The organism is Streptomyces sp. NPDC001153, assembly GCF_053598315.1.
The window spans coordinates 258,505-274,220 of sequence record NZ_JBSFJZ010000007.1 but is presented as its reverse complement, the minus strand read 5'-3'; the positions used below and the strand labels follow the sequence as shown (position 1 = coordinate 274,220).

Sequence of the window (15,716 nt, the reverse complement as noted above, 5' to 3'; positions counted from 1 at the left end):
CTCAGGGTGAACTCGTCGGTGAGCCCGATGCCGAAGCGGAGGCCCCGCCCGACGGGGTCTCCGTCGCCGTGCCCGTCGTACAGCCCACCGAGAACGGGACCGCGTTCGACGTGGTCTGCACGGGAGCGCGCACCTTCACACTGATCTGGTCCGCGGTCGTCCCGCTGCCGCGGTACACCGCCAGGGTCACCCGCACCTGCCGGCTCTTCCCGCCGCCGTCCGGGAACGACAGCGTGTGCCACCCCGGGTCGGACACCGAGCCGCGGGTCGTCACCCACCGGTACTCCACCTGCGCGGGCAGCCTCCCCACCGTGAACGTCGCCGTGAACGACGGTGTCTGCCCGTCCGGCGGCGGACAGCTCCCGGAGTACGTCGTGTGCGCGCCGGCCACGGTGACCTCCACGGACTGCGCCGGCTGTGCGCTCGACGACGTGCTGCCGCTCGGCGACGGCGGCGGTGTCGTGCCCGAGCCGGTGCTGCCGTGCGCGGTCGGCGTCCCCGCGCCGCCGCTCGCCCGGGTGCCCCCGCCCGCGCTCCCCTGACCGCCGCCGTGGTTCAGGTTCAGCAGCGCGTACGTCAGCCCCGCCAGCGCAAGCGCGACGACGAGCAGGCCCGCCACCAGCACCGCGCCCGCCCGCCGGCCGCGCCGCGGCGCGTCGGAGCCCGTGGACGCCGTGGGCGCCATGGGCGCCGTGGCGCCGGAGACGGGCGGCGGCGGGGTGGGGGAGGGCTGCCGGTACGGGGCGGCGACCGTCGGGGCGGTGTACGGCGGCACCGGCAGCGTGGCCGCCCGGGGCGTGCCTCCCGCGGCGATGATCCGCAGCTCGTGTTCCGCCCGCTCGCCGTCCAGCCGCTCGGCGGGGTCCTTGCGCAGCAGCCCCTCGATGACCGGAGCCAGCGGACCGGCCCGGCGCGGCGGCGGCAACTCCTCGTCCACCACGGCACGCAGGGTGCTGATCGGGGTGTCGTACCGGAACGGTGAGACGCCCTCCACCGCCGCGTACAGCAGCACGCCCAGCGACCACAGGTCCGACTCCGGCCCCGGTGTCCGCCCCAACGCCCGCTCGGGAGCGAGGAATTCGGGTGAGCCGATCACCTCACCGGTCATGGTCAGCGCGGAGCTGCCCTCGACCGAGGCGATCCCGAAGTCGGTCAGCACCACCCGGCCGTCGTTGGCGAGCAGCACATTGGCCGGCTTCACGTCCCGGTGCAGCACCCCGGCGGCGTGCGCGGCCCGCAGCGCGGACAGCACCTCGGCACCGATGTGCGCCGCCCGCTGCGGCGACAGCGGACCCTCCGCCTCCAACTGGTCGGCGAGCGACAGCCCGCGCACCAGCTCCATCACGATCCAGGGCCGGCCGCCCTCCATGGCCACGTCGTACACCGTGACCACGTTGCGGTTGGCGACCCGGGCCGCCGCCCACGCCTCCCGCTCCAGGCGCGCGTACATCCGCTCCACGTCGGAGGAAGGCAGCCCGGCCGGGGCCCGCACCTCCTTGACGGCCACCTCGCGGTGCAGCACCTCGTCGCGGGCGCGCCACACGGTGCCCATGCCGCCCTCGCCCAGCGGGGACAGCAGACGGTAGCGGCCCGCGATCACACGTTCGCGGCCCGGCTCTTCGGACACGGGCGCCCCCAAGGCAAGTCGTGTGATTTCTCCCCGTCGCGTGATTCACCCCAAGTTAGCTCAGCCGAGGGCGGATGCGGCCCCTTTGAGCACCAAACCGGCGCCCAGAGCCATGACGACCAGCGCGGACGCGAGCGGTACGGAGCGGCGCACCAGCCCGGTCACCGGGTGGGCGGTCCAGCGCGGACGCCGCTCCAGCACCCGGCTCACCCCGGAACCCAGCCGCACCACGGCGAACCCGGCCGCGGTGAGCGTCAGCGCGAGCCCGGCGCCGTAGGCCACGACGAGCAGCAGCCCGAACCAGGCCTTCCCGAGCGCGGCGGCACCGACGAGCACCACGACGGCGGAGGGGCTGGGCACCAGGCCGCCGGCGAAGCCGAGCAGGAGGGTGCCGCGGAGGGTGGGGGCGGTCGGGTGGGTATGGGTGTGGCCCCCGTGCGTGTGCGTGTGCGTGTGGCCCCCGTGGCTGTGGGTGTGCCCGGGATGGGGGTGAGGGTGGCGGGTCGGCCACACCCTCCGTACGAGGTTCGCGCCGGCCGCCAGCACCAGGGCCCCGCCGGCGATGCCCAGCCAGGCGATCACCGAGGGCGTGGCGGCGGAACCGGCGGTGACGAGCAGGCCCAGGGCGACCACGCCCAGGGTGTGGGTCACGGTGACCGAGGCGGCCAGCGGCAGTACGTCCCGAAGCCTCGCCCGGCCCCCGCGGGCCGCCGCTGCCGCGGCCATCAGGGTCTTGCCGTGGCCCGGCGCGAGCGCGTGCATCGCGCCCAGGACGACCGCGACGAGCAGCGCGAGCGCGGCGAAGCCGACGGTGAGGTCGTGGCGGGCCACCAGGTCGTCCAGCGCGCGGGTCCAGCGGTCGGCGCCCCGCGGCAGGATCGCGGCCCCCGGTTCGGCCTGCCGCTCCTCGGCGAGGGCCGGGCCGCCGGGGCGCAGGCGTACGGAGGCGGTGGTGGTGTCGGCCGGCGAGGACAGCAAGTCCTTCGGATACGTGGTCAGTTCGTGCGAGACCGATGTCCCCGGTACGTCGGTCCCGGTCAGTGTCATCCGGTCGCCGCGTGCGGTGATCTCCCGCCAGCCGGGTCCGCCGGTGGCCTCCGCGCTGTGGAAGCCGAGGGTCACGGTGGCGCCGCGGGGGAGCGGGGCGGTCAGCCGGCACTCCACCCGGAGGGTGTGCAGCCCGGCCTGACCGGGACGCAGTCGCGCCGAGGAGCCGACGGCGGTCAGCGTGGCCGTACGGCCGTCGACCGTGAGCCTGCTGTCCTCGGCGGCCCGCGCACACCGCTGCCGGGCCCACTGCGCCGTGCCCAGCCGCTGCAGGTCGGGCCCGGCCTGGGTCGCCGGGATCTCGGCGAGGTCCTCCACATGGTCGATGCGGAGCTGCCCGGGAGCGGCGACCAGGCCGTCGTAGCGGTTGACGGTGAAGTTCCCGAGCGGATGCGCGCTCGCCGGGCCGGCCGGCAGCAGCGCGAGCGCGCTCATGGCGAGGAGCAGGAAGGGGAGGCGGAGCTTCACTTCGTCGCCTCCAGGGCCGTGCGGGCCTCGGCCGCGCCGAGCGGGGAGAAGCCGGGGTTCAGGCGCAGGGCCGCGGTGAGGGAGGCGCGGCCGGCCGGGCGGTCGCCCGTGGCCAGCTCGATCACGCCGCGGTGGTACAGGAAGGCGGCATTGCGGTAACCGGTGGCGGTGGCCTGGCGGGCGTACGGCAGCGCCTCGGCGTCCCGGCCGTTCACATGCAGCGCCCAGGCCAGCGCGTCCGCGGTGTGCACGGTGTGCCGGCGGGCCCATTCGGCGCGGGCCGCGCGCAGGGCGGCCGCCTTGTCGCCGTGGTCCGCGGCGGCCAGCGCGGTGTCGAGGTCGGCGTTGACTCCGTTGGCCTTGGCCAGGGCGATCCAGGCGTCCACGAGGGCGTACTGCCGCCGCGCCCGCGCCTGGTCGCCGGCCGCGCCCCGCGCCTCGTACAGCTCGCCCAGTTCGACCAGCGGACCCGGCAGCGGATACCGGGACACCACGGTCTCCATCCCCTTGATCGCCGCGGCGCGGTCCCCGCTCGCCGCCTGCGCCCGCGCCCGGCCCTCCAGCGCGGGCAGGTAGGTGTCGTCGGCGGCGAGTGCACGGGCGTAGTACGCGAGGGCGGTCCGGTAATCGCCCTGGTTCCAGGCGAGTTGGCCGAGCTGGGCGGCCACGTACGCGATGTCGCCGGGCGACGTGGCGCCCGCCAGTGCCTGCTCGAGTACCCGGCGTGCGGTCGCCACGTCGCCTCGCAGCTCATGCACATACGCGTACCGCGTGAAGACCGGCACCCCCGGTTTGCGTGTGTCGGCGGTCTCGGCGGCTTTCCACGCCTCCGCATACCGGCCGAGTTCGACCAGGCCGTCGATGCGGGAGGACAGCGCGCGCTCGCTGTACGGGTTCTGCCGCAGCGCCCGGTCCGCGTACGCCAGGGCGTCCTTGAAGTCGTGCCGGGCGGCGGCGAGGGCGGCGCGGCCGGCCAGCGCCTGGTCGTTGTCCGGGGCCAGCGCGAGGGAGCGGCTCAGCGCCCGCTCCGCCTGCGGGTAGCGGGCGGGATCGCCCTTGGTCCGCGCCTGCTCGACGTAGGCCAGGCCCAGCGTCGCCCAGCTTCCGGAGTCCTTGGGCTGGGTCCGCAGATGCGCCTGGAGAGCGGCGATGCTCGCGTCCAGGTCACCGCCGCCGAGCACCCCGGGGTCCACGGCGGCGGAGGCCGCCGGCACGGTGACGGGCGCCCGACCGGCCCCCAGGGCGATGGCCCCGCCGGTCAGCGCGACCGCCAACAGGGCGGCGCACCCCACGAGTTGCGCGCCCCGCCACCGCCGCCCCGCAGCGGCGAACCGCCGAACGGCCGCCACGCGCTGGTCGGGGCCGGAGACGACGGAGGGCGCCTCCGAGGGCTCATCGGGCGCGGGTTGCGGGGAGTCGGCGGGTGAGGGTTTTGCGGGGCGGTGGGTGATGTCCTCGGCGGAGGGGGAGCCGGAGCCGCTGACGGCGGGCTCTGCGCGGCCGGGGGTGGCGCGGTCGTCGACGCTGCCCGCCCGCCCGTCCATCGCCTCCTGCCCGGCGCCGTTCTTCCGCTCGCTGTCGCCCTTCAGCCCTGTGCTGCCCTTCCGCCCGTCCATGGCGTCGTCGTCCTGTCTGCGCGGGCCCATGCCGTCTCCTGCGTGCCTCGGTCGTGTCGGATGGCGCGGCCCGCCGTGGGGGAGGGGAAGATGCGGGCCGCGCCGGTCTGGGTGGGGGCGGGGGTCAGTACGGGCGGCGTATGCGCCGGCGCCACCAGCCCACGGCGGTGCCGAGGAGCAGGATTCCGGCCGCGCCCGAGGCCGCCGACGCGGCGATCAGCACGGTGTTGCCGGAACCGGAGCCACCGGAGGACCCGGCCGGTTGCAGGGCGTCGCCCAGCTGGCTGCGGACGTCCGTGCCCGCCGTCGTGCCCTTGGCGAGCGGGCCGCGTGAACCCGAGGTGGGCTCGGCGACGTACGGGAAGTACTTCTCGAAGCCCTTGTCGTTCTGGTCCACCGCGTCGCCCAAGTCGTTCTTGGAGCCGACCAGTTCGCCCTCCATGACCTGCAGTGCCTCGTCGACCACGTCGTCGGTGAGCCGGCGCCCGTTCGGGAAGCCCGCGTTGTCGCCGTCGAGGACGCCGAGCCGCTTGGGGTGCATGGCCGGCTTGATGGAGGTGTTCAGGCGCAGTTCCTCCGAAGGGCGCACGTTCGGGGGCTGGTTGAGGCCCTTGACGCCCTTCAGGAACACGTCGACCAGGTCGTTGCGCGGCTCGCTCGGCGCCTTGATCTTGTAGATCGACTCGATGAGCTTCGGCAGTTCGGGGTGGGTGACGTTCTTCAGGAACTGGGCGTCGTACGCGGGCTGCGAGGCGTTGAACCTGTCCTTGTCCTTCTGTGGGTTCACCACCTCGTTGACCAGGGGGTTGCCCAGGCGGGAGACCTGTGTGTAGTAGCCCTGCGCGTTGCGGCGCTGGGTGGTGGACCAGATGCCGACGACCGGCTGCCCCGCCGACTCCCGGATCAGGTCGTTCGGCACCTGCAGGGCGATGGTGTTGACGTTGTAGCCCTTCAGGGTGTCCCGGCCGACCTCGCTGAGGTTCCCGCCGTACAGCAGGTCGAAGACGCGCAGGTCCGCGAAGAACGGGTCGTCCGCCTGCCCGGCGAAGGTCGCGGCGCCGCCGGCCGTCTTGTACACGGCCTGCGCGCGCAGTTTGCCGTAGTCCGGCATGGACGCCTTGCCGACGTCCGACGGTGCCACCGGCACCTTGTCCGCGAGTCTGGTCCTGTACGCCTCGCGCCCGTGCTTCAGCCGGATCAGATCGATGTCGTACGTCTGCGTGACGTTGAGGTTGGGGTCGTCGAGGCTCTTCACGGCACCCGTGTTGTACAGGAACGTGTTGCCGTTCCTGGTGTGCGTCTTGAACGTGTAGCGGAACACCATGTCGTCCTGCGCGTCACCGTTGCTGTCGACATGGATGTCGTACTGGGCGTCGTCGGCGAAGGTGTAGAAGTTCGGCCCGCCCGCCGGCTCCTCGAACGGGATCCAGTTCGCCACGATCGTCGTCGTGTCGGGCTTGTCCGGGCTGACGAACGCGTACAGGTCGGTGTTGTCGTACTGCGGGGTCCCCGAGATCAGCGGGGCCTCCCGGTGGGAGGAGGCGGAGGCCGCCCCGGGTTCCAGCGTGGCGACGCCGGCGGCCGCGAGCCCTCCGACCGCCAGCGCACCGCACAGGAGCGCGGCCAGGCCCGTACGTCCCCCGTTGCTTCCGCAGAGGGGACTCCTGGAGAAGAGAGGTGTCATGCGTCCGTCCTCAGTGCCGAACTTGCCTTTGACGGACGGGTCTTCGGAGCGGGCCCGCCGGACGGATTGGTCGGACGGAGAAAATCCGCGGAAAAAACTTCGGGCCCGTCCCGACCCGCGTTTTCGGCCCGCTGATCCGTATCTCCCGCGGGAGGTGTGCCTACGTGCGGATGCGAGGGGTGCGCGGAAGGGCCGGCTGCGGCCACGGAGAGGGGGCCCGCATGCGGGCGGACGAGCTGCTGGTGCTCGTCGCGGGCGGCGACCAGAGGGCGTTCGAGGACCTGTACGCACTGGTGTCCGGGCCGGTGTACGGGCTCGTACGACGGGTGGTGCGTGACCCGGCACAGTCCGAGGAGGTCGCCCAGGAGGTGCTGCTGGAGACCTGGCGCTCGGCCGCCCGGTACGACCCCGGCCGGGGCAGCGCCCTGTCCTGGATCCTCACCCTCGCCCACCGCCGCGCCGTCGACCGGGTGCGCAGCGCCCGCGCGGCCGGCGAACGCGAGCAGCGGGAGGCCCTGCGCAGCGGGGAGCCCGCCTTCGACCAGGTCGCCGAGGAGGTCGAGGCCGGCATGGAACGCGAGTGGGTGCGCCGCTGCCTGCGCCGGCTCACGGACCTGCAGCGGCAGTCCGTGACCCTCGCCTACTACGACGGCTACACCTACCGTGAGGTGGCCGAGCGGCTCTCGCTGCCGCTCGGCACGGTCAAGACACGGATGCGCGACGGGCTCACCCGGCTCCGCGAATGCCTGGGAGGCGCCGCATGAGCATCCTCGGCAAGCTGCTGCGCCGCGAGGACCTGCACTCCCTCGCCGCGCCCTACGCTCTCGACGCCCTGGAACCCGGCGAGCGGCGCCGGTTCGAGAAACACCTGCAGGGCTGCGACCGGTGCGCCGCCGAGGTGCGGGAGCTGGCCGAGGACGCGGTGCGCCTCGCCTGGTCCACGGCCGCCCACGCGCCCCCCGACCTGCGCCGCCGCGTGCTGGCCGCCGTACGCACCATCCCGCAGGAGCAGGCCCGGACCCAGGCCCAGGCACCGGCCCGGGAGCGCACGCCCCAGCTGCCGCCGCACGTCTGGGGCACCCAGCCCCCGCCGGGACGCACCCGTACGCCCCGCACGCGCCCCCTGTTCGTGCCGTTCGCCACGGCCACCGCGGCGGCGGCCCTCGTCGTCGCCTCGCTCTTCGCCGTGCAGGCGCAGCGCACCGAGGACCGGCTCACCGCGGAGAAGGCCCGGGGACGTGAGATCGCCCACGTTCTGGCCGCGCCCGACGCCCGCGCCACCACCAGCAAGGACGCACGGGGCCGCGCGATCGGAGTGATCGCTTCCGCCTCGCAGGGAGAGGCGGTCGTCACCCTCAGCGGATACGGCAGCCCGCCCGCCGGCCGCGTCCGCCAGCTCTGGCTCATGCGCCCCCGGGCGCAACCGCGCTCCCTCGGGCTCCTCGCGGGCGACACGCCCTTGGTCGCGAGAGGTCTCGCCACCTCCTCGACGTCACTCGCCGTAACCGTCGAGCCTGACGGTGGCTCAGCCCAGCCCACCAGCCAGCCCATTGTCCAACTCACCCTGAAATCGGTCGGATTCGGAGAGTAGTCAACGTGGGATGGTCAACCTCCTTGCAGGGAAGGTGAATCCCGTGGACGCGATACACGCGTGCCCCCCTGGGGCGATAGGGTTACTCTGCCCGGGCCGGGTGGACTCGTACGGGTGGGGAGTGACATGGAGCAGATAACAGTGCGCAGCAGGGCCAGGGTCCCTGCGATCACCTGTGGCAGCAGCGCGACCAGTTCGCGCCTCGACCGCCATCTGTCGGTGCTGGCGGGTCCCGCCATACCGCAGCGCGAGACGGTCGAGGCGACCTCGCTGATGCGCGAGCTGACGGCGCGTGACACCGCACAGCAGCGCAGCGACCGGGGCAGGCGGGTCAGCCGCGTCTCCCTCTTCGCACCGCTGCGCCGGCTGCGCCGCTCGCTGTTCGGCGGTCACTGAGCGGCTGCCGGCCGGCTGCTGACCGGCCACCGAGCAGCCGCTGACCGGCCGTCGAGCCACCACCGAGCCGCCGCCGACCCGGCCACACGCGGCCCCTGGACCCCTTCCGGGTCGCCGGCGCTCAGGCCGCCACACCGTCCCGGCGCATCGCCGCGATCTCGTCGTCCGTCATCCCCACGGCACGCAGCAGCGCCCCGGTGTGCTGCCCGAGCGCGGGCACATCACCCATCCGTGCCTCGTCCCCGCCCGGCAGCGTGATGGGAGGCAGCAGCGCCTTCAGCGGCCCGACCGGCGAACCCACCTCACGCCACCGCTCCCGGGCCGCCAGCTGCGGATGCCCGGCCAGTTCGTGCAGATCACGCAGCCGGGCGCAGGCGATGCCGGCCTTCTCCAGCCGGGCCAGCGCCTCCTCGGCGTCCAGCGCGCCGAGCGCCCGCGCCACCAGCTCGTCCGTCTCCTCCCGGTTCGCGACCCGTGACGCGTTCGTCGCGTACGCCGGGTCCGTCCCCAGTTCCGGGCGGCCCATGACCTGTTCGGCCAGCCGCCGCCACTCCCGGTCGTTCTGCACGGACAGCAGCACCCGCCCGCCGTCCGCCGTCGGATAGGCGTCGTAGGGCGCGATGACGGCGTGCGCGAGGCCGGTGCGCGCCGGGGGCTCACCTCCATGCATCGCATGGTGCAGCGGATGCCCCAGCCACTCGGCGAGCGCCTCCAGCATCGACACCTCCACCGGCCCGCCCCGGCCCGTCGTCCCCCGCCGCACGAGGGCCGCCAGCACGCCCGAGAACGCGTACATGGCCGCCGCGATGTCCGCCGCCGGGACGCCCGCCTTCACCGGCTGCTCCGGCGTCCCGGTCACCGACACGAGCCCCGCCTCGCACTGCACGAGCATGTCGTACGCCCGCTTGTCCGCGTACGGCCCCGAGGAGCCGTACCCGGAGATGTCCACGGCGACCAGCCGCGGATGCGCCGCGCACAGCGTGGCCGCGTCGAGACCGAGCCGGGCCGCCGCCCCGTGGGCGAGGTTCTGCACGAACACGTCCGCGTCGGCGATCAGCCGCCGCACGGCATCCAGGCCGCGCGGGTCCTTCAGGTCCAGCGCCAGGGACTCCTTGCCGCGGTTGCACCACACGAAGTGCGAGGCGAGACCGCGGGCCGCCGTGTCGTAGCCGCGCGCGAAGTCGCCGCCGTCGACGCGCTCCACCTTGATGACCCTGGCTCCCAGGTCGGCGAGCTGCCGGGTCGCGAAGGGCGCGGACACGGCTTGTTCGACGGCGACGACGGTGATGCCCGCAAGAGGCAGGGGCTGGCTGTCCATGGGCTGTTCCATGACCGGATCATGGCCCGTGACCGGCGGGTTTGTCAGCAGCCCGTCAGCGGCCACCCCGGCCGTACCGGCGCACGGCGAGCGGCAGGAACACCGCGGTCAGGACCAGGCACCAGGCCAGCGATCCGGCCACCGGGTGCGCCACCGGCCAGGCGGAGTCGCGCGGGGCCGTCGCGTTGCCGAACAGGTCCCGCAGGGCGGTCGTCACCGCGCTGATCGGGTTCCACTCGGCGAGGGTGCGCAGCCAGCCCGGCAGGTTGCCGGTGGGGATGTAGGCGTCGGACAGCAGCGGCAGCACGAAGGAGGAGGCCCCGAGCTGCCCGGCCGCGTCCTCGCTGCGGGTGAGCAGCCCCAGCCAGATCCCGGCGCAGGTGCAGGCGAACCGGAAGAACAGCAGCAGCCCCACCGCGCCGGCGGCGTCGATCGCGGACCCCTCGACCCGCCAGCCCACCGCGAGCCCCACGAGCAGCAGGGGTACGGTCCCCGCGGCCGTCACGACGAGGTCCGCGAGCGCCTGCCCGAGCGGTACCGCGGCCCGGCTCACCGGCATCGTGCGGAACCGGTCCATCACGCCCCGGTGGGTGTCCGCGGCGGCCTGGAACATGCCGGTCATCAGCCCGCCCGCGGCGGTCGCGACCAGCAGCCCCGGCACCAGGAAGGACCGGTACTCGCGGCCGGGCATGGCCAGCGCGCTGCCGAACACATAGCCGAAGAAGAGCAGCATGTTGACCGGCATCATCTGGGTGAGGATCGCCAGCCCCGGACTGTTGCGGACCCGGCGCAGCTGCCGGCCGGTCATCGCCAGTCCGTCGTGCGTCAACGCGGGCACACTCATGCGGCAAGCTCCTTGGTCCGCGTCGACTCTCCGGTGAGCCGGAGGAAGACGTCGTCGAGGGTGGGCGGGCGCAGGCTCACGTCGAACAACGGCACGCCCGCCGCGTCGAGTTCGCGCACCAGGCGGGGGAGCGTCAGGGTGGAGTCGGTGGTGACGGCGCCGACGGCGTTGCGCTCGCGGTCGAACACGGGCTCGCGGCCCGTGAGCCGGTCCAGTACGGCCGCCGCCTTCGGCAGGGCGTCGCCGTCGGTGACCACGGCCTCCGCGTAGGACCCGATGAGCGCCTTGAGCTCGGCGGGCGAGCCGGTGTGCGCGACCCGGCCCCGGTCCACCAGGGCGATGTCGTCCGCGAGCTGGTCCGCCTCGTCCAGGTACTGGGTGGTCAGCAGCACGGTCGTACCGTCCGCCTGCAGCGCGCGCACCGCCTGCCAGATGCGGGCGCGGCTGGCCGGGTCGAGTCCGGTGGTCGGCTCGTCGAGGAACAGTACGTCGGGGCGGCGGACGAGGCTCGCCGCGAGGTCCAGCCGGCGCCGCATGCCGCCGGAGTAGGTCGAGGCCTTGCGGCCGGCGGCCTCGGCCAGTCCGAAGCGCTCCAGCAGCTCGTCCGCCCGTGCGGCCGGCCCGCGCACCCGGTGCAGCCGGGCGAACAGCCGGAGGTTCTCCCGGCCGGTGAGGTCGCCGTCGACCGAGGCGTACTGCCCGGTCACGGCGATACGGCGGCGCACGGCGTCCGCCTCGCGGACGAGATCGTGCCCGGCGACCCGCGCCGAGCCGGTGTCCGGCCGCAGCAGCGTGGTCAGCAGCCGCACGGCCGTGGTCTTCCCCGCACCGTTGGGCCCGAGCAGCCCGCAGACCGAGCCCTCGGCCACGGCCAGATCGAGCCCGTGCAGGGCGTGCACAGCGCCGAAGCGCTTCTCCAGCCCCTCACTAAGTACAGCGTACGTAGTTGTCATGCCGCGACCCTACCGCACTACGTACGCTGTACGGAACTAGGATGGTGGCCGAGGTGATGACCGATGGCAGTCCGAGGGGCCGTCCCCGAAGTGATCTGGGCGCGCCCCGAGCGCACCGGCCGGGGTCCGAAGCCGGCGTACACCCGCGACGACATCGCGGCGGCCGCCGTCCGGATCGCCGACGAGCGGGGACTCGACGCGGTGTCGATGCGGCATGTCGCGGGCGAGGTGGGCTGCGGCACGATGTCGCTGTACAACTACGTCCCCCGCAAGGAGGACCTGTACGAGCTGATGATGGACGCGGTCAGCGCGGAACACGTCCCGTGGGAGCCGAGCGGCGACTGGCGGGCCGACATGCTCCGGGTGGCCCGGGACACGCGGTCGCTGATGCGCCGCCATCCCTGGGTTCCGCGGCTGATGTCCCCGGTGTACGGCTTCAGCCCGCACGCCCTGCGGTACCTGGAGCACTGCCTGGCCTGCCTGGATCCGCTGGAGGCGTCGTACGGCACCAAGCTGGAGCTCATCGCGATGCTGAACGGCGTCGTGACGGCCTACGTCCGCAGTGAACTCGACACGGCCGAGCGGGTCCGGGCACTGCCGTGGTCGGAGGACGAGGAGAACGCGGTGCGGATCGCCTATCTCGGTCGGCAGGTGGCCTCGGGTGCGTATCCGAGGATGGCGGCGGCGTTCGCGGAGGACGCGGGGCCGATCGACCTGGAGGCGGTGTTCGAGCGGGCGTTGGGGAAGGTGCTCGACGGCTTCGACCCCGGATGCGCCGGCGGGTGAACCGCGGACGACTCGGCTCGCGCCCGGATCGAGGACGTCGCACGGCCGGACGCGCTCCCAAGCCCCGCTAGATCAGCGCGAACTGGCCCTCCGGGCCCTCCTCGTGGTGGTCCAGGACCGAGGCGGGGCGGCGGGAGGACTCCGGGGCCGGGAGGACGCCCGCCTCCCGGAGGCCGGTCGCCGTGATGGAGGTCGTCACCTTCAACTCGGCGCGCTGCGGCCCCAGTTCCGCCAGCAGGGCCAGGACCGTGATCAGTTCCAGCAGTTCCGACGTCCAGGTCTGCGGCCAGCCGGGCGGGCGGATCGCGGCCAGGGTGCCGGGTTCGGCCGGTGCCGTACGGGCGGTGAACCAGGACTCCAGGACCCGGACCCCGGCCACCTCGTAGTCCCAGGCCTCCGGTGGTACGGGGGAGATGCGGCCCTCGTCGACGTGGAGGGTCTCGTCGTCGGCGTCGTAGAGAAGAGCGACGGGCCGGGCCGGCAGGGGTGCGCGGACGTAGGGGCGGCGGCCGCCCGGCAGCTTGGGGCGTTCGCCGTCACGGCGCATCAGCCACAGCATGCGGCGGCCCAGTTCGACCCCGGTCGACCACAGGTCCGGGTCGTCGGTGAGCGGGACGGTCAGCGCGGGAGTGGTGGCCGCCAGGATCCAGGAGAGGACGTCGACCGGAGTGGGGGACTCGCCCAGGCGGGCGGCGAGGTGGGCCGTGAGGCCCGGCGCGAGGTTCGGTTCCCTGCCGCCGGGGCGGCGGTACAGCGGGCGGACGCGGCCGGTGCGGAGGGAGGGCAGCAGCGAGGTCGCCAGGAGCGGGCCGGCCTCGTCCCCCGTCTCCACCGTGAAGACCTGGTGCGCGTCCGCCACCCGCCACAACTCCGGGCGCGCGGCGTCGATCAGCCGGTGGTCCGGGATCAGCCACTGCGCGTCGAAGGGCGCCGCCAGGACGCGGACCGGCTCGGCGCAGGGGCCCTCGGCGCGGGCCAGCCGCTCGGTACCGGTGGCCTGGCCCGGGAGTTGGCCCACCGCGGAGTTCGGCGTGCGGGCCCGGGTCGGCTCGAAGAGGGCCTCGCGGTCCGGTCCCTCGGCCTTGAGCAGGGCCTCCCAGCGTGCCTTCAGGGAGCCGGGATCGGGTGCCGTCGGCCAGGTGCGGCCGGGCCGCAGCGGTGCGACGGACCACGGCATGAGGTCCGCCAGCAGCGGAGCGTCGTCGTGCGTCACGCAGGGCATGGTACGGCCTGTCCCCGGCCCGGTATCAGGTCGCGTCCAGGGTGACCGTGAACGAGAACCGGTCCCCCCGGTACTGGATCACCGCCACATCCAGCACCCTCCCACCGCTGTCATACGTCACCCCCGTGTAGTGCAGGATCGGACTGAGCAGCGGCACCTGCAGCAGCCGGGCGGTCTCCGGGTCCGCGAGCCGCGCCTCCACCGTGTCCGTGATGCGGCTGATGTCCGCCCCGACCACGTCCCGCAGCACCTTCGTCATCGGCCAGCGGACCAGGTCCTCCAGGTCGATGCGCGCGGCGAGTCCGGGGCGGACGTGGTTGACGGCGTGGTTGGTCGGCTCGCCGGTCTTCTCGTCGCTGCGGAGGCGGTGGTACGTCATCACCTCCGCGAGGTCCGGGAAGTACTCGGTGACACCGGCCGGCACCGGTGTCATGCCGTGGTCCAGCAGCTCGGTGGTCATCCCGGACTGCTGGGCCACGATCGCGTCCACCGAGCCCAGCAGCCGGACGGGCGCGCCCCGCCGGACGCCGGGCTCGATGAACGTGCCGCGCCGACGGTGACGGCTGATCAGCCCCTCGTCCTCCAGCTCCTTCAGCGCCTGCCGCATGGTCAGCACGCTCACGCCGTAGTGCTCCGCCAGCTGCTCCTCGGTGGGCAGCCGCAGCGGGTCCTCGGGAGAGCGGCCGAGTATCGAGGCGCGCAGCGACTGCGACACCTGGTACCACAGCGGCAGCTTGCGGTTCAGGACGATCGAATCCGGGGCGAAGGAGGTCACTCGGCTATCCGTACCTGTCGATGAACGTCAGGCGCAACAGAGGCGTCATGCGCGGAAGTGGCGCTCGAGCCCCTGCCACACGTCGTCGTAGCGCTGCTGGAGGTGGTCGGCTCCGGCCGCGTGCGGGGTGAGGGTCACCGGCCAGCGGGTCTCGAACATGAAGGCCAGACCGTCGTCGATCTTCTGCGGCCTGAGCTCGGCCGCGCTGGCCCGGTCGAAGGTCTCCCGGTCCGGGCCGTGCGCCGACATCATGTTGTGCAGCGAGCCGCCGCCGGGCACGAAGCCCTCCGCCTTGGCGTCGTACGCGCCCTCGATCAGGCCCATGTACTCGCTCATCACGTTCCGGTGGAAGTACGGCGGCCGGAAGGTGTCCTCGCCCACCAGCCAGCGCGGGGCGAAGACGACGAAATCGACGCCGGCCAGGCCCGGGGTGTCCGACGGGGAGGTCAGGACCGTGAAGATCGAGGGGTCCGGGTGGTCGTAGGAGATGGTGCCGATCACATTGAAACGGCGCAGGTCATAGACGTACGGCACATGGTTGCCATGCCAGGCGACCACATCGAGCGGGGAGTGGTCGTAGGTGGCCGTCCAGAGGTTGCCGCAGAACTTGTTCACCACCTCCACCGGGCCCGCCACGTCCTCGTACGCGGCGACCGGTGCCTGGAAGTCCCGGGCGTTGGCGAGGCCGTTGGCGCCGATCGGGCCGAGGTCGGGCAGCTGGAAGGGCGCGCCGTAGTTCTCGCACACATAACCCCGCGCGGTCGGGCTCTGCCCGCCATCGGACGCAGTGTCCAGCAGCTCCACACGGAAGCGCACCCCACGGGGAATCAGCGCCACCTGTGCGGGCTCCACGGCGAGGCGGCCGAACTCGGTGTGCAGGAGCAGCCCGCCGCGCTCCGGGACGATGAGCAGTTCCCCGTCGGCGTCACTGAACACGCGCTCCATGGAGGCGTTCGCGTGGTACAGGTGCACGGCCATGCCGGTGCGCTGGGTGGCGTCGCCGTTGCCGCCGAGCGTCCACAGGCCGGCGAGGAAGTCGGTGCCGGCCGGCGGCTCGGGCAGCGGGTTCCAGCGCAGCCGGTTGGGGTCGGGCACGGTCTCGGTGAAGGGGGCCGTGCGGAGCGCGCCGTTGCCGGCGCGGGTGAACGCCGGGTGCGCGGCCGAGGGGCGGATGCGGTAGAGCCACGAGCGGCGGTTGTGCGCCCTCGGCTCGGTGAAGGCCGTACCGCTCAGCTGCTCCGCGTACAGCCCGAGCGGCGCGCGCTGCGGCGAGTTGCGGCCCTCGGGCAGGGCGCCCGGCACGGCCTCCGAGGTGTGTTCGTTGCCGAACCCGGTCAGATACGACAGTCCCGCGGCGGTCTTCCGCGCGTCCCCGCTCATGATCGCTCC

Annotated in this window: 14 protein-coding genes; 4 read left to right on the top strand and 10 right to left on the bottom strand. The window is 73.6% G+C overall.

Annotation, left to right across the window (positions count from 1 at the left end):
- Position 1 precedes the first annotated feature (1 nt).
- From ACWDEN_RS11055 to ACWDEN_RS11040, 4 genes are all read right to left on the bottom strand, one after another.
- Positions 2-1,627 (bottom strand): serine/threonine-protein kinase, encoded by a 1,626-nt coding sequence (locus ACWDEN_RS11055; protein ID WP_450858436.1) that lies wholly within the window; start codon positions 1,625-1,627, stop codon positions 2-4.
- A gap of 60 nt (positions 1,628-1,687) precedes the next feature.
- Positions 1,688-3,109, bottom strand: a complete 1,422-nt coding sequence (locus tag ACWDEN_RS11050) for a nickel transporter (protein ID WP_450858464.1) — start codon at positions 3,107-3,109, stop codon at positions 1,688-1,690.
- A gap of 29 nt (positions 3,110-3,138) precedes the next feature.
- Positions 3,139-4,788, bottom strand: coding sequence for a tetratricopeptide repeat protein (locus tag ACWDEN_RS11045; RefSeq protein WP_450858434.1), 1,650 nt, complete (start codon positions 4,786-4,788; stop codon positions 3,139-3,141).
- A 94-nt stretch (positions 4,789-4,882) separates the two neighbouring features.
- Positions 4,883-6,442 (bottom strand): DUF4331 domain-containing protein, encoded by a 1,560-nt coding sequence (locus ACWDEN_RS11040; RefSeq protein ID WP_351603335.1) that lies wholly within the window; start codon positions 6,440-6,442, stop codon positions 4,883-4,885.
- A gap of 221 nt (positions 6,443-6,663) precedes the next feature.
- Between ACWDEN_RS11040 and ACWDEN_RS11035 the strand changes: the two genes are divergently transcribed.
- From ACWDEN_RS11035 to ACWDEN_RS11025, 3 genes are all read left to right on the top strand, one after another.
- Complete coding sequence (locus ACWDEN_RS11035) at positions 6,664-7,206, top strand: sigma-70 family RNA polymerase sigma factor (protein WP_351603337.1); 543 nt, start codon at positions 6,664-6,666, stop codon at positions 7,204-7,206.
- A complete protein-coding gene (locus tag ACWDEN_RS11030) occupies positions 7,203-8,033 on the top strand; it encodes an anti-sigma factor (RefSeq protein ID WP_351603339.1) in 831 nt (276 codons plus the stop codon). The genes ACWDEN_RS11035 and ACWDEN_RS11030 overlap by 4 nt, the downstream gene beginning before the upstream one ends.
- Positions 8,034-8,159: 126 nt before the next feature.
- Positions 8,160-8,429 (top strand): hypothetical protein, encoded by a 270-nt coding sequence (locus ACWDEN_RS11025; protein ID WP_228618522.1) that lies wholly within the window; start codon positions 8,160-8,162, stop codon positions 8,427-8,429.
- A 121-nt stretch (positions 8,430-8,550) separates the two neighbouring features.
- Here ACWDEN_RS11025 and ACWDEN_RS11020 read toward each other — a convergent pair whose 3' ends face one another.
- The 3 genes from ACWDEN_RS11020 to ACWDEN_RS11010 are packed head-to-tail and all read right to left on the bottom strand — an operon-like array spanning position 8,551 to position 11,544.
- Complete coding sequence (locus ACWDEN_RS11020) at positions 8,551-9,747, bottom strand: CaiB/BaiF CoA transferase family protein (RefSeq protein ID WP_351603562.1); 1,197 nt, start codon at positions 9,745-9,747, stop codon at positions 8,551-8,553.
- A gap of 55 nt (positions 9,748-9,802) precedes the next feature.
- Complete coding sequence (locus ACWDEN_RS11015; protein ID WP_351603342.1) at positions 9,803-10,591, bottom strand: ABC transporter permease; 789 nt, start codon at positions 10,589-10,591, stop codon at positions 9,803-9,805.
- Entirely contained in the window at positions 10,588-11,544 is a 957-nt protein-coding gene (locus tag ACWDEN_RS11010; RefSeq protein WP_450858430.1) for an ATP-binding cassette domain-containing protein, read from the bottom strand. The genes ACWDEN_RS11015 and ACWDEN_RS11010 overlap by 4 nt, the downstream gene beginning before the upstream one ends.
- 63 nt (positions 11,545-11,607) lie before the next feature.
- Between ACWDEN_RS11010 and ACWDEN_RS11005 the strand changes: the two genes are divergently transcribed.
- A complete protein-coding gene (locus tag ACWDEN_RS11005) occupies positions 11,608-12,330 on the top strand; it encodes a TetR/AcrR family transcriptional regulator (protein ID WP_450858428.1) in 723 nt (240 codons plus the stop codon).
- 67 nt (positions 12,331-12,397) lie between these two features.
- Here ACWDEN_RS11005 and ACWDEN_RS11000 read toward each other — a convergent pair whose 3' ends face one another.
- The 3 genes from ACWDEN_RS11000 to hmgA are packed head-to-tail and all read right to left on the bottom strand — an operon-like array spanning position 12,398 to position 15,707.
- A complete protein-coding gene (locus tag ACWDEN_RS11000) occupies positions 12,398-13,552 on the bottom strand; it encodes a type ISP restriction/modification enzyme (protein WP_351603348.1) in 1,155 nt (384 codons plus the stop codon).
- A gap of 25 nt (positions 13,553-13,577) precedes the next feature.
- Complete coding sequence (locus tag ACWDEN_RS10995; RefSeq protein WP_351603350.1) at positions 13,578-14,327, bottom strand: GntR family transcriptional regulator; 750 nt, start codon at positions 14,325-14,327, stop codon at positions 13,578-13,580.
- A 45-nt stretch (positions 14,328-14,372) separates the two neighbouring features.
- Complete coding sequence (gene hmgA / locus ACWDEN_RS10990) at positions 14,373-15,707, bottom strand: homogentisate 1,2-dioxygenase (RefSeq protein ID WP_450858426.1); 1,335 nt, start codon at positions 15,705-15,707, stop codon at positions 14,373-14,375.
- Positions 15,708-15,716: the final 9 nt, after the last annotated feature.

Excerpts from the sequence above, each read along its gene's own strand:
- ACWDEN_RS11050 (WP_450858464.1), bottom strand. The coding sequence starts at position 3,109 with ATGAGCGCGCTCGCGCTGCTGCCGGCCGGCCCGGCGAGCGCGCATCCG.
- ACWDEN_RS11045 (WP_450858434.1), bottom strand. The coding sequence starts at position 4,788 with ATGGGCCCGCGCAGACAGGACGACGACGCCATGGACGGGCGGAAGGGC.
- ACWDEN_RS11040 (WP_351603335.1), bottom strand. The coding sequence starts at position 6,442 with ATGACACCTCTCTTCTCCAGGAGTCCCCTCTGCGGAAGCAACGGGGGA.
- ACWDEN_RS11035 (WP_351603337.1), top strand. The coding sequence starts at position 6,664 with ATGCGGGCGGACGAGCTGCTGGTGCTCGTCGCGGGCGGCGACCAGAGG.
- ACWDEN_RS11030 (WP_351603339.1), top strand. The coding sequence starts at position 7,203 with ATGAGCATCCTCGGCAAGCTGCTGCGCCGCGAGGACCTGCACTCCCTC.
- ACWDEN_RS11025 (WP_228618522.1), top strand. The coding sequence starts at position 8,160 with ATGGAGCAGATAACAGTGCGCAGCAGGGCCAGGGTCCCTGCGATCACC.
- ACWDEN_RS11020 (WP_351603562.1), bottom strand. The coding sequence starts at position 9,747 with ATGGACAGCCAGCCCCTGCCTCTTGCGGGCATCACCGTCGTCGCCGTC.
- ACWDEN_RS11015 (WP_351603342.1), bottom strand. The coding sequence starts at position 10,591 with ATGAGTGTGCCCGCGTTGACGCACGACGGACTGGCGATGACCGGCCGG.
- ACWDEN_RS11010 (WP_450858430.1), bottom strand. The coding sequence starts at position 11,544 with ATGACAACTACGTACGCTGTACTTAGTGAGGGGCTGGAGAAGCGCTTC.
- ACWDEN_RS11005 (WP_450858428.1), top strand. The coding sequence starts at position 11,608 with ATGGCAGTCCGAGGGGCCGTCCCCGAAGTGATCTGGGCGCGCCCCGAG.
- ACWDEN_RS11000 (WP_351603348.1), bottom strand. The coding sequence starts at position 13,552 with ATGCCCTGCGTGACGCACGACGACGCTCCGCTGCTGGCGGACCTCATG.
- hmgA (WP_450858426.1), bottom strand. The coding sequence starts at position 15,707 with ATGAGCGGGGACGCGCGGAAGACCGCCGCGGGACTGTCGTATCTGACC.